The following is a 23,810-nucleotide window of genomic DNA, read 5'->3' as shown; positions in this document are numbered from 1 at the left end:
GGTCGACCCAGTGGCTGCTACCTTCGAACTCGGCCGACGCAGCAACCCTGCCCATCGCTCGGCCGCCCATGAGTCGGATCAACGGAGATCCACCCGGTACCCCGGGGAAGTCCACCGCGCCGGCGATGAACAAGCAAGGAAGCCCTCTCATGGATTCGCTCGGACTCTCAACCGTCACGGCTACCGACGGCAAGCCCGCCACCGCCCAGCCCGCCGCCTCACCTTCCACCCCCGCGCCCACCCCGGCCGACTACCTCGCCCGCGCCGTCGCCATCGCGACCGAGAACGTGCGCAACGCGGGCGGCCCGTTCGGAGCCATCGTCGTCACCGCCGACGGCCGCGTGTTCGAGGGGGTGAACCGCGTCACCGCGAACCTCGACCCGACCGCCCACGCAGAGGTCTCGGCGATCCGTGCAGCCTGCCAAGGCACCGGCAGCTTCGATCTCTCGGGCGCCACGCTCTACTCGAGCTGCGAGCCGTGCCCCATGTGCCTCGCCTCCTCTCTCTGGGCGCGCATCGACAGCGTGCACTTCGCAGCGACCCGTGACGACGCGGCCGACGCCGGCTTCGACGACGCCGTCTTCTACCGCTACTTCGAGGGAGATGCCCCCGACCGGGAGATCATGCCGGTCTCCGACATCGAACTGCCCGCCGCGGTACGCGTGGCCCCGTTCACCGAGTGGCGCCGCACCGCCACCCGTACCGAGTACTGAGTGGAAGCGCACATGTCACAGGACACCAGCACCCGCGGCGCAGACCACGCGGACGAATCGAAGAACTCCCTGCCAGCCGACACCTTCGCGGTCGCGAGCATCCCGAACCCCCTGCCCACCGGCGCGACGACGACCGTCGACGCCGAGCCCAAGAACGCCTTCGACCGGTTCTTCGAGATCACCGGCCGCGGATCCACCGTCGGCCGTGAGATCCGCGGCGGCATCGTGACCTTCTTCACGATGGCGTACATCGTGATCCTCAACCCGCTGATCCTCGGCAACGTGCCCGACGTCGACGGCAACGTGCTCGACCCGGCACAGGTGGGTGCGGCCACCGGCCTCACCGCAGGCGTCATGACGATCCTGTTCGGTCTCTTCGCACGACTCCCGTTCGCCCTCGCGGCGGGCCTCGGCATCAACTCCTTCCTGGCGGTCTCGGTCGTCGGGCAGGTGACGTGGCCCGAGGCGATGGGCCTCGTCGTCATCAACGGCGTCATCATCGTGCTGCTGGGTGCCACCGGTGCCCGCACCGCGATCTTCAAGGCCGTGCCCCAGGCGCTGAAGGCCGCGATCACGGTCGGCATCGGCCTGTTCATCGCATTCATCGGCTTCGTCGACTCGGGCTTCGTGAACCGCACGCCGGGCGGCCCGCCCGTGCAGCTCGGCGACTCGGGCTCGATCACGTCGATCCCGACCCTCGTGTTCCTCATCACCCTCGTGCTGATCGGCATCCTCGTCGCGCGTCGTGTGCCCGGAGGCATCCTGATCGGCATCGTGACCGGCACGATCATCGCGATCATCGCGCAGGCGATCCTCGTGCTCGGCCCGAGCTTCGAAGACCCGAGCGGGTGGCACATGACGATCCCGCAGCTCCCGACCTCGCTCGTGACGATCCCCGACTTCGGCCTGGTCGGTCAGTTCGACCTGTTCGGCGCCTTCGGTCGCATCGGCATGCTGTCGGCGACGATGCTCGTCTTCACCCTCGTGTTCTCGAACTTCTTCGATGCGATGGGCACGATGACGGGTCTCGCGAAGAACGCCGGTCTCGCGCACAAGGACGGGACCTTCCCGCGCCTGCGCTCCGCGTTCATCGTCGAGGGCGCCGGCGCCATCGCGGGCGGCGCGACCTCGACCTCGTCGAACACGGTCTACGTCGACAGCGCGTCGGGCATCGGCGAGGGCGCCCGCACGGGCCTTGCCGCGATCGTCGTCGGCGTGCTGTTCCTGGTCTCGATGTTCCTGACGCCGCTGACCCTCGTCGTCCCGATCGAGGTCGGCTCGGCCGCCCTCGTCGTCGTCGGTGCGATGATGATGACGCAGATCCGCGAGATCAAGTTCAGCAACTTCGCGATCGCGTTGCCGGCCTTCCTCACGATCGTGACGATGCCGCTGACGTACTCGATCGCGAACGGCATCGGCGTCGGGTTCATCTCCTGGGCCCTCGTCAACGCCCTGTCGGGCCGTGCCCGCAAGGTGCACTGGCTCATGTGGGTCGTCTCCGCCGGCTTCGCGCTGTACTTCGTGCGCGGACCGATCGAGGCGATGCTGGCGGGCTAGGGTCGCAAGCGACGCACGAACGGCCGTGTCTGCCCCGGTGCGCACCTTTCGGTGCCCACCGGGGCAGACCGCTGCGCGGCGGACAGCGCGAGGCCGCCCGGTCGACGCGATTGCAGAGAAGAGAGGTACGGCACGTGCCGAAGACGACGCCATCGACGGATGCCTCGGGCGACGGGCGCCGTCGCGCCCTCGACCCGGCCGACCGCGTCGACTCGGTCTGGCGCTCGCGGGGCATGCCCGCGCTCCTGACAATGACCGCACTCGGCTTCGCCGGATACGCGGTCCTGCTCCCGGTCGCGCCGCTCTGGGCGGTTGCGGGCGGCGTGGATGCCGCCGGCGCGGGACTCGTCACCGGCGTCTTCATGTTCGCCACGGTCATCGGCCAGTTGTTCGTGCCCGCCGCCCTGCACCGGTTCGGGTGGGGCGCCGTGCTCGTCGTCGGCCTCGCGCTGCTCGGCGTGCCGTCGCTCCTGCACCTCCTCTCCGCCGACCTGCTGCCCGTGCTCGCGATCGCCGCCGTGCGCGGTGCCGGGTTCGCTGTGCTGACGGTGGCCGGCTCGAGCGCCGTCGCCGAGCTCGTCGAGCCCGCGCGCCGTGGTCGGGCCATCGGCGCCTTCGGGCTCGCCATCGCGGGTCCGCAGCTCGTGCTGCTGCCGATGGCGCCGTGGGTCGCCGAGGCGGTCGGCTATTGGGCGGTCTTCCTCCTGGGCTCACTGCCGCTGATCGCGATCATCCCGGCCGTACGCCTCGCCCGGCACCTGCACGCCTCGCACCACGACCCCGGCGAGCCTCGGCATGCCTCCGCCGCCGCGCGGTTCTCGGAGTTGCGCGCGCTCGCCGCCCCCGTCGGCGTCCTCCTCGGGGTCACGCTCGCGGGCGGCGCGCTGCTCACCTTCGTGCCGCAGCTGCTCGACGGTGCCGCCGCGGTGGCCGCACTGGCGTTCGTGACGGCGACCGCCGCTGCCGCCCGCTGGCTGGTGGGCGGTCTGGCCGATCGAGTCGGAACGCATCGACTGCTCTGGCCGTTCGTGCTGGTGACGGTGGCGGGCCTCGCGCTCGTGGCCTGGTCCGTCTCGCCGGGCGCACAGACGGTGCCGCTGCTGCTCACGGGCGCGGCACTCGTCGGGCTGAGCTACGGAGGCCTGCAGAACCTCACGCTCGGGGAGGCGTTCGCCGTCGTGCCGCGTGACTCGGTCTTCGCGAGCACCGTCTGGAACATCGGCTTCGACACCGGCACCGGCATCGGCGCCGTGGTCGTCGGCGCGCTCGCGGCCGGGTTCTCGTTCCAGGTCGCGTTCATCGCTGCGGCGGCGATCGCCCTCCTGACCCTGCCGCTCGCGCTGCTGCGTCGACCGGTGCTGCGGTGAGGCTCAGCCTCGGCCGATGAACGGCATGCCGGCAGCCGTGGCAGTCAGCTGCGGCACGCTCGCCTCGGCGGGCAGACCCGCGAGGTGCACGATGAGCCCGGCGACGACCGCGACGTCCATCATCGGCTCGACGTCCGGGCCACCGATGACGTCGTCGAGCAGCCCGGTGCGCGCGTTGCCCACGTCGAGCTGCGTACAGGTGATGCCGTACGCTCGGCCGTCGAGCTCGATCGACTTCGAGAGCCCGGCGATCGCGTGCTTCGTCGTCGTGTAGGCGACCGAGCGAGGTCGCGGTGATTGCGCGGCGATGGATCCGTTGTTGAGGATGCGCCCGCCCATGGGGCGCTGCGTCGCCATCTGGCGGAACGCCGCTCCGGCCGCGAGTACCGCGCCGGTCACGTTGACCGCGAGGGTCGCCGACCAGTCGTCGAGCGTCAACTCGCCGACATCGGCGGCAGGCCCCGGCACGCCGGCGTTGTTCACGAGCACGTCGAGTCGACCGAACCGGAGCACGTGGGCGGCCACGAGCGCGTCGACCGCCGCCGCGTCGGTGACATCGACCGGGGCGACGAGGGCATTCGGATGCCTCGCGCCCGAGTCGTCGGACGCGGCATCCTCGAGCGGTCTCCGCCGCCGACCGGCGAGCGTCACCGCGAAGCCGGCCGCGAGGAGCGCCTGGGCGGTCGCCCGTCCGATGCCCGTTCCGGCGCCCGTGACGATGACGGACCGGAGCGGCGTCTCGGCGCGCTCGGCGTTCACGCCGCCGTCTCCGGTGGCTGAGCCTCGGCGGCCTGCGACTCCTCGATGAGCTGCAGGATCTTGGCGGCGACGCTCACCGCGATGGTCGCCGGCGCCTTGCCGCCCACTTCGGGCACGCCGATCGGGGTCGTCACCCGGGCGAGATCTCGCTCGTCGTGCCCGAGCTCGGCCAGCTTCACCTGGAACCGCGCCCACTTCGAACGCGAGCCGATGAGCCCGATCGAGCCGAGGTCCCCTCGGCGCAGCGCGGTGTCGGTGACCGCGAGGTCCTCGATGTGGTCGTGGGTCATGATGAGCACGTGCGCGCCCGGAGGGAGCGCCGCGAGGCCGGCCTCGGGCACGGGCTCGTGGTGCACGTGCACCTCGGCGACGGCGTCGGCGAGCACGCCCGACTCGCCGGGCGTGCCGAGTCGTGCTGGCGCGAGCATCTCGGCGCGCGAGTCGACGAGGTGCAGGGCGAGCTCCTGGCGGGCGAGGATGCGGGCCAGTTCGAGGCCGACGTGCCCCATGCCGAAGATCGCGACGGACGGGACGACCCGAACGGGTTCGAGCATGAGGGTGACCTCTCCTCCGCAGCATTGCACGCCGTACTCGGTCGTGGCCTTGTCGCTGAGCTTCAGGGCGAGCAGCTCGGGCTCGGCACCGCCGTTCGCGAGCAGTTCACGAGCACGCTTGATCGCGGTCGCCTCGAGGTTGCCGCCGCCGACCGTGCCGAAGACCCGGTCGGGTGCGACCACCATCTTCGCGCCGCCGTTGCGGGGAGCGTGACCCCGCACGATCGCGAGCGTGACGATGACCGCCGGGGTCCGCTCCTCACGGAGCCGCTGCAGTGCGTCGAGCCAGTCCATCGGCCGGGCCCGCTCAGGCCTCGGTGGTCGCCAGCGCGGGCACGTCGGCGCCGACCGGTGCGGAGCCGGCCGAAGCACCCGTCGGGTCGTGCTCGGCCGAGGCATCCGCTGCCGGCGACGTCGCGGCGACCGACGCCGACCCTGCCGACCGCGCCGCCTCGATCGCCCAGTAGACCGCCTCGGGGGTCGCCGGCGACCCGAGCTCGACGCTGTGACCGGCGGGCGCGAACTCGCCGACCGCCTCCCGGATCGCCTCGCGGGCGCTGAACGCGAGCATGAACGGGGGTTCGCCGACGGCCTTCGACCCGTAGACGGCACCGTCTTCGCGGGCGTTCTCGAAGAGTCGCACGTTGAACTCCTCGGGCATCTCCGAGAAGCTCGGCAGCTTGTAGGTGCTCGCGGACTGGGTCAGCAGTCGGCCGCGATTCGGCCCGTCCGTCTCGTCCCAGAGGAGCTCCTCGAGGGTGAGCCACCCGACGCCCTGCACGTAGGCGCCCTCGATCTGCCCGATGTCGAGCATCGGCGACAGGGAGTCCCCGACATCGTGCACGATGTCGACCCGGCGCACCCGGTAGGCGCCCGTGAATCCGTCGACCTCGACCTCCGTCGCGGCGCAGCCGTAGGCGAAGTACTTGAAGGGGGAGCCCTTCATCAGGTCGGGGTTCCAGTGCAGCCCCTCGGTTCGGTAGTAGCCGGCGGCCCAGAGCTGCACGCGCTGCAGGTATGCCGCGTTCGCGACCTCGGCGAACGTGAGGCTCTCGTCGAACTTGCCGAGGCCCGTGATGAGACCGCCCTCGAAGCGGACATCCCGCTCGTCGACGCCGAGGAGCCGGCCGGCGACCTTCGCCATGCGTTCGCGGATCTGCTCGCACGCGTTCTTGACGGCGCCGCCGTTCAGGTCGGCGCCTGAGGATGCCGCGGTCGCGGAGGTGTTCGGCACCTTGTCGGTGCGCGTGGGGGCGAGCCTGACCTGGTCGAGACGCAGCCCGAGGGCAGTCGCCGCGACCTGCAGCATCTTCGTGTGCAGCCCCTGGCCCATCTCGGTGCCGCCGTGGTTGATGAGCACCGAGCCGTCCTTGTAGACGTGCACGAGGGCGCCGGCCTGGTTGAAGGCGGCGAAGTTGAACGAGATGCCGAACTTCACGGGCGTGATCGCGAGCGCGCGCTTCGTGTCGACGCTGGCGGCGTTGAACGCGGCGATCTCGGCGCGGCGCTCGTCGAAGTCGCTCTCGTCGACGAGGCGCTGCCAGATCGCCTCGAGGCGATCGGCGTCCTTCACGAGCTGCCCGTAGGGGGTGCTCTGCCCCGGCCGGTACATGTTCTTCCGGCGGATCTCCGCCGGGTCGATGCCGAGCACCGGCGCGACCCGGCCGAGGATGTCCTCGATGAGGAAGACGCCCTGCGGGCCGCCGAAGCCGCGGAAGGCGGTCTGCGAGGTCTTGTTCGTCTTCGCGATGCGGCCGTACGCGTGCACGTTCGGGATCCAGTAGGCGTTGTCGATGTGGCACAGCGCCCGGCCGAGCACCGGCTCGGAGAGGTCGATGCTCCAGCCGCCGTCGGCGGTCAGCGTGGCGTCGAGCGCCTGGATGAGTCCGTCTTCGGTGAATCCGGCCTTCCAGCTGATCTGGAACGGGTGGCGCTTGCCGGTCATCGTGATGTCCTGCGTGCGGTTCAGGCGAAGTCGCACCGGCCGGCCGGTGAGCTTCGCGCCGAGCGCGGCGATCGCGGCGAAGCCGTGGGGCTGCATCTCCTTTCCACCGAAGGCGCCGCCCATGCGAAGGGACTGCACGGTGACCTGGCTCGACGAGATGCCGAGCACGTGCGCGACGATCTCCTGCGTCTCGGACGGGTGCTGCGTCGAGCTCTGCACGAAGTACTGCCCCTCGGAGTCGAGGATCGCGAGCGAGGCGTGCGTCTCGAGGTAGAAGTGCTCCTGCCCGCCGAACTCCGTGACGCCCTCGAAGACGCGCGGTGCGCCCGCGAGCGCGGCCGCGGCGTCGCCCCGTTCCACCGTGCGGGCGATGCCCTGGTACGACTCCGCGGCGATGGCCTCGGACACGGTGATGTACGAGGGAAGCGGTTCGTAGTCGACCGTCACGGCCTCGGCTCCGAGCCGCGCCGCCTCCTGAGTCTCGCCGAGCACCCACACGAGTGCGTGCCCGTAGAACATCGCCTCGCTCGGGAAGAGCGGTTCGTCGTGCTTGATGCCGGCGTCGTTGATGCCGGGCACGTCGTCGGCCGTGAGCACGCGTACGACGCCGGGCACGTCGTACGCCGGTGCCACGTCGACCGTGACGCGCGCATGCGCATTCGTCGACTGCACGGGCCAGGCCGTGAGCACGCCGGCGGTGTGCGCGGCGAGGTCGTCGGTGTACATCGCGGCGCCCGTGACGTGCAGGGCGGCGCTCTCGTGCACGGCGCGCAGGCCGACGACGGGGTTCGCGGGGCGATCGGCGAGTGCGCTCATGCCGAGACCTCCTTCGACTCGATGACCGTGCTGCTGTACAGCTTCAACAACGAGCTGCCGAGCATGAGCGATCGGTACTCGCTCGAGGCCCGGTGGTCGGACATCGGCGTGCCCTCGGCCTGGAGTACCGCCGACGCGGCGCGCACGGTCGCGACGTTCCACGGCCGGCCCACGAGCGCCGCCTCGGTGGCGTAGGCGCGAAGCGGGGTGGCGGCGACGCCGCCGAGCCCGATGCGGGCGGCCGTCACGACGCCCCCCTCGATGTCGAGCGCGAAGCCGAGCGCGACGCTCGAGATGTCGTCGAAGCGGCGCTTCGCGATCTTGTGGAAGGCGGTCACGCGCGCCAGCGGCAGCGGGATGCGGATCGCGCGGATGAGTTCGTCGGCGCCGCGGATCGTCTGCCGGTACCCGGTGAAGTAGTCGGCGAGGTCGACCTCGCGCTCACCGCCGGCCGAGGCCAGCACGAGGCGCGCGCCGAGTGCGAGCAGCGCCGGCGGAGTGTCGCCGATGGGGGAGCCGGTGCCGAGGTTGCCGCCGAAGGTGCCGCGGTTGCGGATGAGCCGTGAGGCGAACTGCGGGAAGAGCTGGGCGAGGAGCGGCACCTGGCCGTCGAGTCGTCGTTCGACCTCGGACAACGGCAGGGCCGCGCCGATCTCGATGAACTCCTCACCGATCTCGAGCGTGCGCAGCTCGGGCAACTGCTCGATCGCGACGACGAGCGGGGCGCGTCGGCCGCGCAGATTCACCTCGACGCCGAGGTCGGTCGACCCCGCGAGGAGCAGTGCGGTGGGCTCGTCGCGGAGGAGGCCGAGTGCTTCGGAGAGCGAGGCGGGGCGGATGAATCGGCCGCCACCGCTCGAGAAGTCGGTCGGCACGGTTGCCGGGGCCGGCCGGCTGCGCCGGGCGGCCAGTTCGTCGTCGGCCTCGGGGGAGCCGAGCGTGTAGGCCGCATCGCGGATCGGGCGGTAGCCCGTGCAGCGGCAGAGGTTGCCGCTCAGGGCGTGCAGGTCGAAGCCGTTCGGGCCGTGCTCCTCGCAGACCTCATCGCCGGCGGCCGCGGGGGCTCGGTCGGCGCGGTAGTACTCGCCCGCCATGCTGCACGCGAAGCCCGGGGTGCAGTATCCGCACTGCGAACCGCCGGCCTCTGCGAGCTTCTCCTGCACGGGGTGGAGCTCATCCGGCGAACCGAGGCCTTCGGCGGTCACGATCTCCTGGCCGTTCAGCGCGGCGGCCGGAACCAGGCACGCGTTCACAGCCGTCCACGAGGTGCCCCCGTTGTCGTCCGGTGTCGCGACCAGCATCGCGCACGCCCCGCACTCGCCTTCGGCGCAGCCTTCCTTGCTGCCCGAGAGGCCGGTGTCGCGCAGCCAGTCGAGGGCCGTCGTGTGGGCGGTCGCGCCCTGCAGCGGGCGTTGCCGCCCGTTGACCGTCATGGTGATCTCGTCCATGGGATCTCCTCGGTTCGGCGCCCGCATGGACGCCATGGCACCGGGGCCCCGATGGCCCCACCTCGCGCCGCGTCTGCCCGGGGCAGACACTCGATACTACCGCGCCGCGACCGAAAATCCCCAAAAATTCGGAATCAACATTCCGCAGAGTGGATATTACGGCTCAGGCCGCCGAGGTGACGTCCGCGATCTCCTGCACGATCTCCCGGAGCACCGGGATGGCCCGCTCGGCGAAATCCTCGCCGACGCGGGCAACGGGACCTGACACCGAGACGGCGGTCGGCACCGGTGCGCCCGGCACGGTCATCGCGTAGCAGCGCACGCCGACCTCCTGCTCGCCGTCGTCGATCGCGTACCCCCGCTCGCGGGTCGTCTTCAGGTCGGCGATGAGCCCGTCGATCGTGTCGATCGAGTACTCGGTGGCCTTGGGCATGCCCGTGCGCGCGATGATCTCGCGCACGGTGCCGTCGTCGAGCTGGGCGAGGATCGCCTTGCCGACGCCCGTGCTGTGCAGGTGGGAGCGGCGGCCCACCTCGGTGAACATCCGCATCGCGTGCGGCGATGGGGCTTGCGAGACGTAGATGACCTGGTCGCCGTCGAGGGTCGCGAGGTTCGCGGTCTCGCCGAGTCGCTCGACGAGCTCCTTCAACTGCGGCTTCGCGAGCTGGCCGAACTGGCGGTTCGCGACCTCGCCGAGGCGCACAAGGCGCGGGCCGAGCGCGTAGCGGCGGTTCGCGAGCTGCCGCGCGTAGCCGAGTGAGACGAGCGTGCGGAGGAGCCGGTGGATCGTCGGGAGCGGCAGACCGGCCATCGTCGACAACTCGCTCAGCGTGACGTCCCCGCCGGCATCGGCGATCAGTTCGAGGAGGTCGAAGACCCGGGCCACGGATTTGACGCCTTCGGTGGGGCTGTCCGCCATCCGGTGCACTCCTGTTCCATCGTTGCGGCAATCGGAATCCGCATCGCGGAAAATCTGCCGTTCGCAGTCAAGATACCGCACCGATCCGGGGCGAGAACGGATGAATCGAGCGCGCCGTTCTCCGTGGTGGTACATTCGGATCGAGTTTCCGGAATACAGATATCTGCATCCACGATGCGAAAACAATTCGATTGACGAACGTCTCGTCGCAGGAGAGAGTGGCAGCATGACCATCGAGATCACCCGAGCCTCGACTATCGACGGAGCCGACGAGATCCTCTCGGATGGCGCCCTCGCCTTCGTCGAGGCGTTGCACCACCGGTTCGACGCACGCCGGCACGAGCTCCTCGAGGCGCGGCGGGTGAGGCGCGATCGCATCGCCGCGGGGGGCACGCTCGACTTCCTGCCCGAGACGCGGGCGATCCGCGAGGGCGACTGGCGCGTGGCATCCGCCCCCGATGCCTTGCTTGACCGACGTGTCGAGATGACCGGGCCGGCGGCCCCGGCCAAGATGGCGATCAACGCCCTGAACTCCGAGGCACGCGTCTGGCTGGCCGACCTCGAAGACGCGTCGAGCCCGCACTGGCACAACGTCGTCGGCGGCGTCAAGAACCTGCGGGATGCCGCGCTCGGCACGCTCGCCTTCACCTCGCCGGCCGGCAAGGTCTACGCGCTCCGCACCGACGTGCGCCGGCCCACGGTGGTGACCCGCCCGCGCGGCTGGCACCTGCCCGAGCACAACGTGCTCGTCGACGGCGTGCCGGGCTCGGCGGCGCTCGTGGACTTCGGCCTGCACTTCTTCCACACGGCGCAGCTGCTGATCGACAACGGCCACGGCCCCTACTACTACCTGCCGAAGCTCGAGAGCCACCTCGAGGCGCGCCTCTGGAACGAGGTCTTCGTGTTCGCGCAGGAGCAGCTCGGAATCCCGCAGGGCACCGTGCGGGCGACCGTCTTGATCGAGACGATTCCCGCGGCGTTCGAGATGGACGAGATCCTCTACGAACTGCGCGACCACGCGTCCGGCCTGAACGCCGGGCGCTGGGATTACCTCTTCAGTCTCATCAAGGTCTTCCGCGACGCGGGCCCCGAGTTCGTGCTGCCCGACCGCGCCTCGGTCGTGATGACGGCGCCGTTCATGCGCGCCTACACCGAGCTGCTGGTCAAGACCTGCCATCGGCGAGGGGCCTTCGCGATGGGCGGCATGGCCGCCGTCGTGCCGAACCGCAGCGACCTCGAGGTCACGCGAGCGGCGTTCGAGAAGGTGCGCGCCGACAAGACCCGCGAGGCGAACGACGGCTTCGACGGCTCATGGGTCGCTCACCCCGATCTCGTGCCCGTCTGCCGCGAGGTGTTCGACGCCGTGCTCGGCGATCGGCCGAACCAGCTCGAGAAGCAGCGTCCGGAGGTCGAGGTCACCGCGGCCGAGCTCCTCGACGTCGCATCGGCGCACGGCGAGGTCACCGAAGCCGGGCTGCACGGCAACCTCTACGTCGCGGTCGCCTACACCGCGGTGTGGCTGTCGGGCAACGGCGCCGTCGCGATCCACAACCTCATGGAGGATGCCGCGACGGCCGAGATCTCCCGTTCGCAGGTGTGGCAGCAGCTTCGGAACCAGGTCGTCTTCGCCGACACCGGCCGGGCGATCACGCCCGAACTCGTGCGAACGGTGCTCGCCGAGGAGGTCGAACGCCTTCGCGGCGAGGTCGACCCCGAACGCTTCGCCCGATACTACGAGCCGGCGGCCGCCCTCATCGCCGACATCTGCCTCTCCGAGGAGTACGTCGACTTCCTGACCCTGCCCGCCTATGAGCTGCTCGAGTCCGAACGATGAGCGCATCACCGGGCTCGCTCACCGCCGCCGACCTGGCGCGCGTGGATGCACGGCTGAAGGCCACCGACGAGCTGCTGGCCACCGCCTACCCCGGCGACGACGGCTCACGCCAGCCGGTGCACACCGTGTACGTGCCGGCCGACCGGTACACCCCCGAGCTGGCGGCCGTGTGGGGGCAGGATGCGCTCGCCGCCGTCGAGGCGTTCGGCGGACTCGAGGCGATCGCGGCCGCGGTGGGTCTCGACGACGGCATCGCGGCCGCCGTGGCGCCGCGCGTGCGCGAGAAGCTCGAACGCGAACCGATCGAAGACCTGCGCATCGACTTCGAAGACGGCTACGGCGATCGCGGCGACGAGGCCGAAGACGCCGATGCCGTGCGGGCGGCCAAGCGGGTCGTCGCCGCAGCCGGCGCCGGCTTCGCCCCGCCGTTCATCGGCATCCGCTTCAAGTGCTTCGAAGCGCCGACGCGGGCACGCGGCATCCGCACGCTCGACCTGTTCGTCACCACCCTCGTCGAACACGGCGGGCTGCCCGACGGCCTCGTGCTGACGCTGCCGAAGGTGTCGACCGTCGCGCAGGTCGAGGCGATGGCGGATGTCGCGGCAGCCCTCGAGCGCGCGCACGGCCTGCCCGAGGGGCGACTTCGCTTCGAGGTGCAGGTCGAGACGCCGCAGCTCGTGCTCGGCGCCGACGGCCGCTCGCCCGTCGCGCAGCTCCCGCTCGCCGCTCCCGGCCGCATCAGCTCCCTGCACTACGGCACGTACGACTACAGTGCGTCCCTGCAGATCGCCGCCGCCTACCAATCGATGGAGCATCCCGTCGCCGATCTCGCGAAGGGGATCATGCAGCTCGCGGTCGCGGGCACCGGCATCCGCCTCTCCGACGGGTCGACGAACATCCTCCCGATCGGGGATCGAACCGAGGAGGCGTGGGCGCTGCACGCCCGCCTCGTGCGCCGATCGCTCGAGCGCGGCTACTACCAGGGCTGGGACCTGCACGCGCACCAGCTGCCCACCCGGTTCCTCGCGAACTACGCGTTCTACCGCGAGGGGTACCCCGAGGCATCCGCGCGGCTCCGCGACTATCTCCAGCGCACGCCGGGTGCGGTGCTCGACGAGCCCGCCACCGCGAGAGCGCTCGCCGACGTCGTGCTGCGCGGCGTCGAGTGCGGTGCGATCGGCGAACCGGAGGTCGTCGCCGACATCGGCATCGACCGGCGGGCGCTGACACTGCTCGCCCACCCGAGGCTGGCGACGCGATGACCGGATGCACCGCACTCACCCCGAACGACAAGGAACACGCATGAGCTACTTCACTCCCGAGGGCGGTCTTCCGGCCCAGACCGAGCTCCTGACCGACCGCGCGATCGTGAAGGAGGCGTACACGGTCATCCCCAAGGGCGTGCTGCGCGACATCGTCACGAGCAACCTGCCGGGGTTCACGAAGACCCGATCGTGGATCATCGCCCGGCCCATCGCAGGATTCGCGACGACGTTCTCGCAGTTGATCGTCGAGATCGCACCGGGCGGCGGCGCCGAACGGCCCGAGGCCGAGGCCGGCGTTGAAGGCGTCGTGTTCGTGACGGCGGGTGCGCTCGTGGTGACGCTCGAGGGGGAGCGGCACGTGCTCGAGCCCGGCGGCTACGCCTATCTCGCGGCCGGCGCGTCGTGGTCGCTCGCGAACGAGGGGGCGGCCATCACGAGCTTCCAGTGGATCCGGAAGGCGTACGAGGCCGTCGACGGCATCGCGCCGCCGGCGTCGTTCGTCACGAGCGACCAGGAGGTCGCGCCGCGCGAGATGCCCGGTACGAACGGGGCATGGGCGACCACGCGCTTCGTCGATCCCGACGACCTCGCGCACGACATGCACGTCAACATCGTGACGTTCCAGCCCGGTGGCTCGATCCCGTTCGCCGAGACGCACGTCATGGAGCACGGACTCTTCGTGCTCGAGGGCAAGGCGGTGTACCGGCTGAACGACGACTGGGTCGAGGTCGAGGCCGGCGACTTCATGTGGCTCAGGGCGTTCTGCCCGCAGGCCTGCTACGCGGGCGGTCCCGGGCCGTTCCGGTACCTGCTGTACAAGGACGTGAACCGCCAGATCCGTCTGACGTAGCCAGGGATCGCGGTCCTCTCCGCCTGAAGCCGTTACTCGACGACGACAACGTAGGCGTCGTGCGATTCGGCCCAGGCGGTAGCCGCGGCGACCATCGCGTCTCGGTCGCTGTCGCCCCCGAGCTCGGTCCCGCCGGATTCGTCGACGGAGGAGATCGTGCCCCAGACACCGAAGCCCCAGTAGACGATGACGACGACGCGACCCAGCTCGTTCGCGTAAGAGCTTGCGACCTCGCGGATGCTTCGTACGCCCGCCATGGGCGCGAACTCGTCGGCCGTCTGTGTCTGCGCCGCGCCAGGAGCCGCGTCGGCGGCTATCTGGTCGTTGACCCGCTGCGGGAGGGGCTGTCCGGGTGTGACGACGACGACGGTGCCATCGTGGAGGGTGATGTCGCGCGGAGCGTTCGTCGCGAGCACCTGCTTCTCGAACTCGGAGAGCTCACCGTCCGCGTCTGAGTCCCCTTCGATCGGCGCGGGGGGCGCCGTGGCGGCCGCCTGCGGGGTCGTGCCTGCGTCCGAAAGAGACGAGACGTTCCCCGGGGTGCAGCCGGTGAGCACGGTCATCGTGAGCACGACTGCGGCGGCTGCGGTGGCGGTGCGGATGGTGATCATTCGGCGGTCCCCTCCGGGGCGGACTTTTGGAGGCCCCGCCCCCTCCCGAGAACCCACCCCACGACGAAAGCGGCGATGACTGCCGCGATGGCGAGGATCCCCATGCCCCAGAGTCTGGAGGCCGGCACGAATGGAGCCCCGCCAACGAAACCGAAGTCAGCCACAGGCTGGTATGCGAACCATCCGAAGGTGGCAGTCGGCCCCGGGAGCAGGACCAGAACGAGCCCGAGAACAGCGAGAGCCCCTGCCCCGATGATGATCGCTTTGAGACCGGTCGTCATGAGCTGCTCCCTTTGGGGTCGTGATCCTGACCAACGTATCCGAACGCGCGAATCGGCAGCGGACACTCGGCGCCGCTTTGATCGCGTTCGGCGCGTGCGCCCTTCCGTCGTGCCTCCGCGCAGCCGAGGAATGCGCAGCGCAGGCCGGCGTCAGGAGCAAGCCACGGCGCCGCCAACGCTCGTTCGCCCTCCGGCGAGCGGATCGAACGGATGCCGCGGCGTCCGCTCGATTCGAACGGTTGACGCGGCCCAACCGCTCGCTTACACTTTCACACAGCAGAAGGAATCTTCCGCATTACGAAAACACCGAAGGAAGCACGATGACGTACACGGTGAACTGCTCGATCCTCCTCACTGAGCTGCCCCTCCTCGAGCGGCCCGCTGCAGCACGCGCGGCCGGCTTCGACGCCGTCGAGTTCTGGTGGCCGTTCGCGGAGTCGGTTCCGAGTGACCGTGACGTCGACGCCTTCGTCGCCGCCGTGCGCGACGCCGGCGTGCAGCTCACCGGACTGAACTTCAACGCCGGCGACATGCCGGGCGGCGACCGCGGCCTCGTGTCATGGCCGGCCCGCTCCCGCGAGTTCCGCGACAACCTCGCCGTCGTCGCGGGCATCGGCGACGCACTCGGATGCCGCGCGTTCAACGCCCTCTACGGCAACCGCATCGACGGGGTCTCCGCCGAGGTGCACGACGGGGTCGCGGTCGAGAACCTGGCCGCGGCTGCGGAGGCCGTCGCCGTGATCGGCGGCACCGTGCTGCTCGAGCCCGTGAGCGGTGCTCCGCGGTATCCGTTGCGCACCGCCGCCGATGTGCTCGAGGTCATCGACTCGGTGCGCGAGGCCTCCGGCGTTCGCAACGTCAAGCTGCTCGCCGACTTCTACCACCTCGCCGTCAACGGCGACGACGTGGCCGCCGTCATCGAGGCGCACGCCGCCGACTTCGGCCACATCCAGATCGCCGACGACCCGGGCCGCGGCGCACCGGGCACCGGCGACCTGCCCCTCGACGACTGGATCGCCCGCAGCCACGAGCTCGGCTACTCCGGTGCGATCGGCCTCGAGTACAAGGCCCCGATCGCGTCGGCATTCGACTGGCTCGCGTCGGCACCCGCCGCCGAAGCCGCACGCTGAACCACAGCGCACCCACACTCGACTCCAACGAAGGATCCATCATGAGCAACATCACCGTCATCGGCCTCGGCATCATGGGACTGCCCATGGCCAAGAACCTCGTCGCCGCAGGCCACCATGTCACCGGCTTCAACCTCAGCCAGGATCGGATCGACGAACTCGTCGCCGCCGGTGGCCATGGAGCCGGAAGCATCGCCGAGGCGGTCGCGGCCGCCGACGTCATCATCACGATGGTGCCCGACTCGCCGGATGTCGCGGCCGCCGTCCGCGGCGACGACGGCATCTTCGCCAACGCGAAGGCCGATGCCCTCTGGATCGACGCGTCGAGCATCCGCCCCGACGTCGCCGCCGAGCTCGCCGACGAGGCGCGCGCCGCCGGCCTCCGCGTGGTCGACGCCCCCGTCTCGGGCGGCGAGCAGGGCGCCATCGACGCCGTGCTCTCGATCATGGTCGGCGGAACCGAGGCCGACTTCGCGAGCGCGCTGCCCGTGCTCGAGGCCGTCGGCAAGACCATCGTGCACGTCGGCCCCTCGGGCGCCGGTCAGACGGTGAAGGCGGCCAACCAGCTGATCGTCGCCGTCAACATCCAGGCGCTCGCCGAGGCGATCCTGTTCCTCGAGGCGTACGGCGTCGACACCGACGCGGCCCTGAAGGTGCTCGGCGGCGGGCTCGCCGGCTCGAAGGTCCTCGACCAGAAGGGCCAGAAGATGCTGAACCGCGACTTCGCCCCCGGCTTCCGTCTCGCGCTCCACAACAAGGACATGGGCATCATCACCGCCGCGGCCCGGCAGGCCGGCATTACGATCCCGCTCGGTGCCCACGTCGCCCAGCTCGTCGGCTCGACCGTGCAGCAGGGCGACGGCGGCCTCGACCACTCGGGCCTCTTCAAGCTGACCGCCGCCGCCTCCGGCCGCAACTGACTCTTCACATCCGACGCAAGGAAGACATCATGACTCGCATGCGTACCGTTGACGCGGCCGTGCTCATCCTCGAGAAGGAGGGAGCGACCGAGGCCTTCGGGCTCCCCGGCGCCGCCATCAACCCGTTCTATTCCGCGATGCGCGCCCACGGCGGCATCCGTCACACCCTCGCCCGCCATGTCGAGGGCGCCTCGCACATGGCCGACGGCTACACCCGTGCCGCCGACGGCAACATCGGCGTCTGCATCGGCACCTCCGGCCCCGCGGGCACCGACATGATCACGGGACTCTACGCCGCACAGGCGGATTCGGTGCCGATCCTCTGCATCACCGGCCAGGCGCCCGTCGCGAAGCTCCACAAGGAGGACTTCCAGGCGGTCGGCATCGACGCCATCGCGAGGCCGCTCACCAAGATGGCGATGACCGTGCTCGAGCCCGCTCAGGTGCCCGGCGCCTTCCAGCAGGCGTTCCAGCTCATGCGCTCGGGTCGGCCGGGCCCCGTGCTGATCGACCTGCCGATCGACGTGCAGATGGCCGAGATCGAGTTCGACATCGAGACGTACGAGCCGCTGCCCGTCGTCAAGCCGGCCGCGACCCGCGCCCAGGCGGCGAAGGCCCTCGACCTGCTGACGGCGAGCGAGCGCCCGCTCATCGTCGCCGGAGGCGGCATCATCAACGCCGGGGCATCCGATCGCCTCGTCGAGCTCGCCGAACTCCTCGGCGTGCCCGTCGTGCCGACCCTCATGGGCTGGGGTGCGATCGCCGACGACCACCCGCTCTCTGCGGGCATGGTGGGCCTGCAGACCTCGCACCGCTACGGCAACGAGAGCCTGCTCGCGAGCGACTTCGTGATCGGCATCGGCAACCGCTGGGCGAACCGCCACACCGGCGGCTTGGACACGTACACGAAGGGGCGTACCTTCGTGCACATCGACATCGAGCCCACCCAGATCGGCCGGGTCTTCGCACCCGACTACGGCATCGTGTCGGATGCTGCTGCGGCACTCGATGCGATGATCGCTGTTGCGCGTGAGCGTGCCACGGCGGGCGCCCTGCCCGACTACTCGGCGTGGGCGGGCGACTGCCGTGCCCGCAAGGCGACCCTGCACCGCAAGACCCACTTCGACAACGTGCCGATCAAGCCGCAGCGCGTCTACGAGGAGATGAACCGGGCGTTCGGCCCCGACACCACCTACGTGACCACGATCGGCCTCTCGCAGATCGCGGGTGCGCAGATGCTGCACGTGTTCGGCCCGCGCAAGTGGATCAACGCCGGCCAGGCCGGCCCGCTCGGCTGGACGGGACCCGCCGCCCTCGGCGTCGTACGCGGCAAGCCGGGTGAGACGGTCGTCGCGCTCTCGGGCGACTACGACTTCCAGTTCATGATCGAAGAGCTCGCGGTCGGTGCGCAGCACAAGCTGCCGTACATCCACGTCGTCGTGAACAACAGCTACCTCGGCCTCATCCGCCAGTCGCAGCGCGGCTTCGAGATGGAGGCGCACGTCTCGCTCGCGTTCGACAACATCAACACGCCGCACGTCGAGGGCAGCAGCGCGAACGGCTACGGCGTCGACCACGTGAAGGTCGCCGAGGGCCTCGGCTGCAAGGCCATCCGCGTCGAGCGTCCCGACGACCTCGGCGCCGCATTCGCGGAAGCGGGCGCGCTCATGGCCGAGCACCAGGTGCCCGTGGTCGTCGAGGTCATCCTCGAGCGGATCACGAACATCTCGATGGGCGTCGAGATCGACGGCGTCAACGAGTTCGAGGATCTCGCCGAGTCGCCGGAGGACGCCCCGACGGCGATCCTGTCGCTCGCGAAGGTCTGAGATGCGCATCGTCGTCGCTCCCGACAAGTTCAAGGGGTCGCTGACCGCCCCCGCGGTGGCGTTCCACGTCGCCGCGGGGCTGCGCTCGGTCGCTCCCGACGTCGAGGTGGTGTCGGTGCCGGTCGCCGACGGCGGCGAGGGAACGCTCGATGCCGCGGTCGCCGCGGGCTACGAGCTGCGCACGGCGGAGGTCGCGGGCCCGACGGGGGAACCGGTCGCTGCTGCCTTCGCCGTGCGCGGCAGTCACGCCGTCATCGAGATGGCTCGCGCCTCGGGGCTCGACCTGCTGCCCGGCGGCGTGCCCGACGCCCTCGGCGCAACGAGCCTCGGCACCGGCCAGCTCGTGCGCGCCGCGCTCGACGCCGGTTGCCGGGAGATCGTGCTCGGCATCGGCGGCAGTGCGTCGACCGATGGGGGAGCCGGACTCCTGCAGGGGCTCGGGGCGCGATTCGCGGATGCCGCGGGCGCCGAGCTGCCCCTCGGCGGCGCCGCGCTCGCCCGGCTCTCGGCCGTCGACCTCTCGGGGCTCGACCCCCGCCTCGCCGAGACTGAGATCGTGCTCGCGAGCGACGTCGACAACCCGTTGCTCGGCTCCGATGGGGCCGCCGCCGTGTTCGGGCCGCAGAAGGGCGCGACCGTCGCCCAGGTATGGATCCTCGACGACGCGCTCACCCGGTTCGCCCTCGAGCTCGCTCGCGCGTCGGCGGACGCGGGAAGACCGGCCCGTGTCGACGACGCAGCGCTCGCTCCCGGCTCAGGCGCAGCGGGAGGGGTCGGCTTCGCCGCCATCGCGGTGCTCGGCGCGCACCGGCGCCCGGGCATCGACGTGGTGCTCGAGTTCGCGGGCCTCGCCGATGCCCTGCAGGGGGCCGACGCCGTGATCACGGGGGAGGGCAGCCTCGACGAGCAGAGCCTCGGCGGCAAGACTCCCATCGGCGTCGCGCGCGCAGCGGCCGCAGCCGGGCTGCCGGTCTACGCCGTGTGCGGGCGAACGACGCTCTCCGCCGGCGACCTCGCCGCGGCCGGGTTCGCGGGCGTGCGCTCGCTCGCCGAGTTCGAGCCCGATTCGGGGCGCAGCATCGCCATGGCTGCCCCGCTGCTCGAGCGGGTCGCCGCCTCGCTCGGCGCGCAGATCGCCGCCGATGTCGCCGCTGGAACTGGGCAGACAGTCGCGCCGGCAGCCGGGTCGGCGGTTCCCTACGACCGCGTGCTGGTCGGCGAACGCGTGCTCGTCGACGGCGCATTCATCCCGGCCGAGGTCGGAATCCGTGATGGCGCGATCGCCGCGATCGTGCCGTTGGGCACCGGCCTCGCGAGCGCCGAGACCGACCGGCTCGCCCCCGACGAAGTGCTGATCCCCGGACTCGTCGACACGCACGTGCACGTCAACGAGCCAGGTCGCACCGAGTGGGAGGGGTTCGCCTCGGCGACCCGTGCCGCGGCCGCCGGGGGCGTCACGACCATCATCGACATGCCGCTGAACAGCATTCCGCCGACGATCTCGGTCGCGGCGCTCGACGAGAAGCGCGCGGCGACGGCCGGACAGCTCTTCGTCGACGTCGGGTTCTGGGGCGGCGTCGTGCCGGGAAACGCCGACGAGATCGAGCCGCTCGTCGCCGAAGGCGTGTTCGGTTTCAAGTCGTTCCTGCTGCCCTCGGGCGTCGACGAGTTCCCCCACATCTCGGCCGACGAGATGGAGGTCGCGATGCGCCGCATCGCGGCCGCCGGCTCGATGCTCGTCGTGCACGCTGAAGACGAACACGTCATCGACGACGCACCGCACAAGGGCGGCCCGAGCTACCTCGACTTCCTCGCGTCGCGTCCCCACGAAGCCGAGGACACCGCGATCGCCCAGGTGATCGAGCGGGCGGCGCGCACCGGGGTCCGTGCGCACGTGCTGCACCTGAGCTCGGCGGACTCGCTCCGGCAGATCGCCGAGGCGAGGGCCGCGGGCGTCGACCTCAGCGTCGAGACGTGCCCGCACTACCTCACGTTGTTCGCCGAAGACGTGGCGGCGGGAGCGACGGCCTTCAAGTGCTGCCCGCCGATTCGCGAGGCGTTGAACCGCGACGCGCTCTGGATCGGTCTCGCCGACGGCGTGATCGACTTCATCGTCTCGGATCACTCGCCGTCGACGCCCGAGCTGAAGTACGCGGGCGACGGCGACTTCGAGGTCGCCTGGGGCGGCATCGCCTCGCTGCAGCTCGGACTGCCGCTCATCTGGACCGAAGCGCGAGCCCGCGGCATCCGTCTCGAACAGGTCGTGGACTGGATGTCCGCACGGCCCGCCGAGCGGGTCGGCCTCACGACGAAGGGGCGCATCGCAGTCGGCGCCTCGGCCGACTTCGCGGTGTTCGCGCCCGAGGCGGTCTTCACCGTCGACGCCGCGGCGCTCGAACATCGGCACCCCGTGACGCCGTACGACGGGCGCGAACTGACGGGAGTGGTGCGCAGCACCTATCTCGCCGGTACGCCCGTCGATCGCGAGCGGGCGCAGGGCCGGATGCTTCGGAAGAACTCATGAAGGGAACAGAGCACGACATGATCAACTCGTCAGACGAACTCGAACCGGGCCAGATCGCGCCGGACTTCACGCTCACCGACGCGAGCGGCGCATCCCGCTCCCTCGCGGAGCACCGCGGCCGGCCCGTGATCGTGTACTTCTACCCGGCGGCGTTCACCCCCGGCTGCACGACGGAGGCCTGCGACTTTCGCGACAACCTCGCGTCCTTGCAGTCGGCCGGGTACGACGTGCTCGGCATCTCGCCCGACCCGGTCGAGCGGCTCGCGCAGTTCGCGGCGGCCGAGGCGCTGAGCTTCCCGCTGCTGTCCGACGAGGATGCCGCGATCGCGAGGGCCTGGGGTGCGTGGGGCCAGAAGACCGTCGACGGCCGCACGTTCGACGGACTCATCCGCTCCACCGTCGTCGTCGACGCCGAGGGGCGCGTCGTCTCGGTCGAGTACAACGTGCAGGCCGACGGTCACGTCGCGCGACTTCGTGAGCGGCTCGGCCTGCCGAGGCTTGTCTCGTCGGTCACCGTTCAGTAGAATTGTCGCATGCTGAAATAACAGTTCCACGATATGAAATCATTCGATTCATATTTCCATACGCCGTGGATGCCAGCAGAATCAGAGAGTGGATCAAGCAATGCTGCTTGAAGTATTCAATGGAGCCGATCGCCGAGCGGCGATCGCCGCGCTCCGCCCCTGCGTCGACATCGGCCGCTGGGGCGAAGCGATCGTCGACGGGCGGCCGTACGCCTCCGTCGACGAGGTCGTCGCCGCGGCCGAGTCCGCGGCGACGCCGTTCACGCCCGACGAGATCGAGGGCGCGCTCGTGCATCATCCGCGCATCGGGGATCGCGCAAGCGGTGATCATCGCGAGGCGGAGCTCAGCCGAGCCGAACAATCCGGGCTCGACCCGAGCGACGTCGAGGTGCAGCACGCGCTCGCCGAGGGCAACCGCGAGTACGAACGCCGGTTCGGTCGGGTGTTCCTCATCCGCGCCGCAGGGCGCAGCGCCGGGGAGATCCTCGACACGCTGAACGAACGGCTCGGGCATACGCCCGACGAGGAAGACGAGATCGTCGCGGAGCAACTCCGCGAGATCGCGATCCTCAGACTGAAGGGAATCCTCGCCGAATGAGCATCTCGCAGATCACCACACACGTGCTCGACGCGGTGCACGGCCGGCCCGCCGCCGGCGTGCCCGTCGAACTCCTCGCCCGCCAGGGCGACGAGTGGCGGCTCATCGGCACCGGGACGACCGACGCCGACGGCCGGGCCACGCGACTCGCCGCGAGCTCGGTGCCGAGCGGCGAGTACCGGTTGCGGTTCGACACCGGCGCCTATTTCGCGGCCCGCGACACCGAGACCTTCTACCCCGAAGTGCTGCTCACCTTCCTCGTCGCCGAGGAGGGACGGCACTACCACGTGCCGCTCCTGCTGAGCCCCTTCGCCTATTCGACGTACCGAGGAAGCTGAACCATGACCGATACACTCATCGCCAACGACTCCACCACGACCGTGAACAGCGCAGACGACTCCGGGATCATCCTCGGCGCGAACCAGTACGGCAAAGCCGAGGTCCGCGTCGTCAAGGTCACGCGTGACACGGCCCGACACGAGATCGAGGATCTCAACGTCACCTCGCAACTGCGCGGGGACTTCGCCGGGGCCCACCTCGAGGGCGACAACTCCCACGTCGTCGCGACGGACACCCAGAAGAACACGATCTTCGCCTTCGCCCGCGACGGGGTCGGCTCGCCCGAGGCGTTCCTGCTTCGCTTGGCCGACCACTTCACGAGTTCCTTCGACTGGGTGAGCGGCGGCCGCTGGGAAGCGGAGAGCTTCGCCTGGCAGCGCATCGAGGCGCATGGAGCCGGGCACGACCACTCGTTCGTCCGCTCCGGCCAGGAGATCCGCACGGCCGTCGTCGTCGCCGACGGCGCAGACCGCCACGTGATCGCGGGGCTGAAGGACCTCACGGTGCTGAAGACCACGCAGTCGGGGTTCGCCGGATACCCGAAGGATCGCTATACGACCCTGCAGGAGACGGCCGACCGCATTCTCGCGACCGACGTCGCCGCTCGCTGGCGGTACACGAGCCCCGAGGTCGACTTCAACGCCGTCTACGAGAACGTCAGGGCACTGCTGCTCGAGGCCTTCACCGAGCAGTACTCCGCCGCGCTGCAGACCACGCTCTTCGACATGGGGCGGCGGGTGCTCGAACGCCACCCCGAGATCGGCGAGATCCGCTTCTCGATGCCGAACAAGCACCACTTCGTCGTCGACCTCGCCCCGTTCGGGCTCGACAACCCCAACGAGGTGTTCTACGCCGCCGATCGGCCCTACGGGCTCATCGAGGCGACGGTCACGCGCGACGGGCTCGCGCCCGCGCCCGTCGCGTGGGAGGGCATCGCCGGCTTCTGCTGATCCGGGCGGACGGAACCAAGCGAAGGGCGGATGCTGCGGCATCCGCCCTTCGTCGTCGTTGTCGACGCGCTGCGGTTCGC

21 protein-coding genes and 1 pseudogene are annotated in these 23,810 nt (G+C 70.4%); 15 read left to right on the top strand and 7 right to left on the bottom strand.

Annotated elements, in window-relative coordinates:
• Positions 1–149: 149 nt before the first annotated feature.
• From ASD23_RS11295 to ASD23_RS11285, 3 genes are all read left to right on the top strand, one after another.
• Positions 150–713: a nucleoside deaminase gene (locus ASD23_RS11295; protein WP_082571385.1), complete on the top strand. Its 564-nt coding sequence runs from the start codon at positions 150–152 to the stop codon at positions 711–713.
• Positions 714–725: 12 nt separating this feature from the next.
• Entirely contained in the window at positions 726–2,270 is a 1,545-nt protein-coding gene (locus ASD23_RS11290; RefSeq protein ID WP_082571384.1) for an NCS2 family permease, read from the top strand.
• Positions 2,271–2,404: 134 nt separating this feature from the next.
• On the top strand, positions 2,405–3,637 hold the full coding sequence (locus ASD23_RS11285; protein WP_235507722.1) for an MFS transporter: 1,233 nt from the start codon (positions 2,405–2,407) through the stop codon (positions 3,635–3,637).
• 3 nt (positions 3,638–3,640) lie between these two features.
• Here ASD23_RS11285 and ASD23_RS19280 read toward each other — a convergent pair whose 3' ends face one another.
• From ASD23_RS19280 to ASD23_RS11260, 5 genes are all read right to left on the bottom strand, one after another.
• Positions 3,641–4,396 carry an SDR family oxidoreductase gene (locus ASD23_RS19280; RefSeq protein ID WP_056010355.1) on the bottom strand — a complete coding sequence of 252 codons (756 nt, stop codon included), beginning with the start codon at positions 4,394–4,396 and terminating at the stop codon, positions 3,641–3,643.
• Positions 4,393–5,244, bottom strand: a complete 852-nt coding sequence (gene xdhC, locus ASD23_RS19275; RefSeq protein ID WP_056010353.1) for a xanthine dehydrogenase accessory protein XdhC — start codon at positions 5,242–5,244, stop codon at positions 4,393–4,395. The genes ASD23_RS19280 and xdhC overlap by 4 nt, the downstream gene beginning before the upstream one ends.
• A gap of 13 nt (positions 5,245–5,257) precedes the next feature.
• On the bottom strand, positions 5,258–7,711 hold the full coding sequence (xdhB, locus tag ASD23_RS11270) for a xanthine dehydrogenase molybdopterin binding subunit (protein ID WP_082571383.1): 2,454 nt from the start codon (positions 7,709–7,711) through the stop codon (positions 5,258–5,260).
• On the bottom strand, positions 7,708–9,159 hold the full coding sequence (locus ASD23_RS11265; RefSeq protein WP_056010350.1) for a xanthine dehydrogenase small subunit: 1,452 nt from the start codon (positions 9,157–9,159) through the stop codon (positions 7,708–7,710). The genes xdhB and ASD23_RS11265 overlap by 4 nt, the downstream gene beginning before the upstream one ends.
• A 163-nt stretch (positions 9,160–9,322) precedes the next feature.
• Positions 9,323–10,078, bottom strand: a complete 756-nt coding sequence (locus ASD23_RS11260; protein ID WP_056010348.1) for an IclR family transcriptional regulator — start codon at positions 10,076–10,078, stop codon at positions 9,323–9,325.
• A 226-nt stretch (positions 10,079–10,304) separates the two neighbouring features.
• On the opposite strand from ASD23_RS11260, the gene aceB reads away from it, so the two are divergent.
• The 3 genes from aceB to ASD23_RS11245 are packed head-to-tail and all read left to right on the top strand — an operon-like array spanning position 10,305 to position 14,027.
• The gene (gene aceB, locus ASD23_RS11255; protein WP_056010346.1) at positions 10,305–11,912 is read left to right on the top strand and encodes a malate synthase A; all 1,608 of its coding nucleotides are present in this window, start codon (positions 10,305–10,307) and stop codon (positions 11,910–11,912) included.
• On the top strand, positions 11,909–13,174 hold the full coding sequence (locus tag ASD23_RS11250) for a DUF6986 family protein (RefSeq protein WP_056010344.1): 1,266 nt from the start codon (positions 11,909–11,911) through the stop codon (positions 13,172–13,174). The genes aceB and ASD23_RS11250 overlap by 4 nt, the downstream gene beginning before the upstream one ends.
• 40 nt (positions 13,175–13,214) lie before the next feature.
• Positions 13,215–14,027: a bifunctional allantoicase/(S)-ureidoglycine aminohydrolase gene (locus tag ASD23_RS11245; protein WP_056010342.1), complete on the top strand. Its 813-nt coding sequence runs from the start codon at positions 13,215–13,217 to the stop codon at positions 14,025–14,027.
• Between the two features lie 32 nt (positions 14,028–14,059).
• On the opposite strand, the gene ASD23_RS11240 is transcribed toward ASD23_RS11245, so the two are convergent.
• Positions 14,060–14,638, bottom strand: a complete 579-nt coding sequence (locus ASD23_RS11240) for a hypothetical protein (protein ID WP_056010340.1) — start codon at positions 14,636–14,638, stop codon at positions 14,060–14,062.
• A complete protein-coding gene (locus ASD23_RS11235) occupies positions 14,635–14,919 on the bottom strand; it encodes a hypothetical protein (protein ID WP_056010337.1) in 285 nt (94 codons plus the stop codon). Before ASD23_RS11235 ends, ASD23_RS11240 begins: the two co-directional genes overlap by 4 nt.
• A 320-nt stretch (positions 14,920–15,239) precedes the next feature.
• Between ASD23_RS11235 and ASD23_RS11230 the strand changes: the two genes are divergently transcribed.
• From ASD23_RS11230 to pucL, 9 genes and pseudogenes are all read left to right on the top strand, one after another.
• On the top strand, positions 15,240–16,049 hold the full coding sequence (locus ASD23_RS11230) for a hydroxypyruvate isomerase family protein (RefSeq protein WP_056010335.1): 810 nt from the start codon (positions 15,240–15,242) through the stop codon (positions 16,047–16,049).
• Positions 16,050–16,090: 41 nt separating this feature from the next.
• Positions 16,091–16,969 carry a 2-hydroxy-3-oxopropionate reductase gene (locus tag ASD23_RS11225; protein ID WP_056010333.1) on the top strand — a complete coding sequence of 293 codons (879 nt, stop codon included), beginning with the start codon at positions 16,091–16,093 and terminating at the stop codon, positions 16,967–16,969.
• Between the two features lie 29 nt (positions 16,970–16,998).
• On the top strand, positions 16,999–18,795 hold the full coding sequence (gcl, locus tag ASD23_RS11220) for a glyoxylate carboligase (protein WP_056010330.1): 1,797 nt from the start codon (positions 16,999–17,001) through the stop codon (positions 18,793–18,795).
• 1 nt (position 18,796) lies between these two features.
• Positions 18,797–19,936: pseudogene (locus ASD23_RS19270) on the top strand (glycerate kinase); the annotation flags it as partial.
• A gap of 66 nt (positions 19,937–20,002) precedes the next feature.
• Positions 20,003–21,319 (top strand): allantoinase AllB, encoded by a 1,317-nt coding sequence (allB, locus tag ASD23_RS18860; RefSeq protein WP_056013023.1) that lies wholly within the window; start codon positions 20,003–20,005, stop codon positions 21,317–21,319.
• Between the two features lie 17 nt (positions 21,320–21,336).
• Positions 21,337–21,843, top strand: a complete 507-nt coding sequence (gene bcp / locus ASD23_RS11210; protein WP_056013019.1) for a thioredoxin-dependent thiol peroxidase — start codon at positions 21,337–21,339, stop codon at positions 21,841–21,843.
• Positions 21,844–21,943: 100 nt separating this feature from the next.
• The gene (gene uraD, locus ASD23_RS11205; protein ID WP_056010329.1) at positions 21,944–22,441 is read left to right on the top strand and encodes a 2-oxo-4-hydroxy-4-carboxy-5-ureidoimidazoline decarboxylase; all 498 of its coding nucleotides are present in this window, start codon (positions 21,944–21,946) and stop codon (positions 22,439–22,441) included.
• A complete protein-coding gene (gene uraH / locus ASD23_RS11200; protein ID WP_056010327.1) occupies positions 22,438–22,779 on the top strand; it encodes a hydroxyisourate hydrolase in 342 nt (113 codons plus the stop codon). Before uraD ends, uraH begins: the two co-directional genes overlap by 4 nt.
• A gap of 3 nt (positions 22,780–22,782) precedes the next feature.
• On the top strand, positions 22,783–23,730 hold the full coding sequence (gene pucL, locus ASD23_RS11195; protein ID WP_056010325.1) for a factor-independent urate hydroxylase: 948 nt from the start codon (positions 22,783–22,785) through the stop codon (positions 23,728–23,730).
• The last annotated feature ends 80 nt before the right edge of the window (positions 23,731–23,810 follow it).

Source organism: Agromyces sp. Root1464 (assembly GCF_001427265.1).
GTDB lineage: Bacteria > Actinomycetota > Actinomycetes > Actinomycetales > Microbacteriaceae > Agromyces > Agromyces fucosus.
This window is presented reverse-complemented; position numbering and strand designations above follow the sequence as displayed.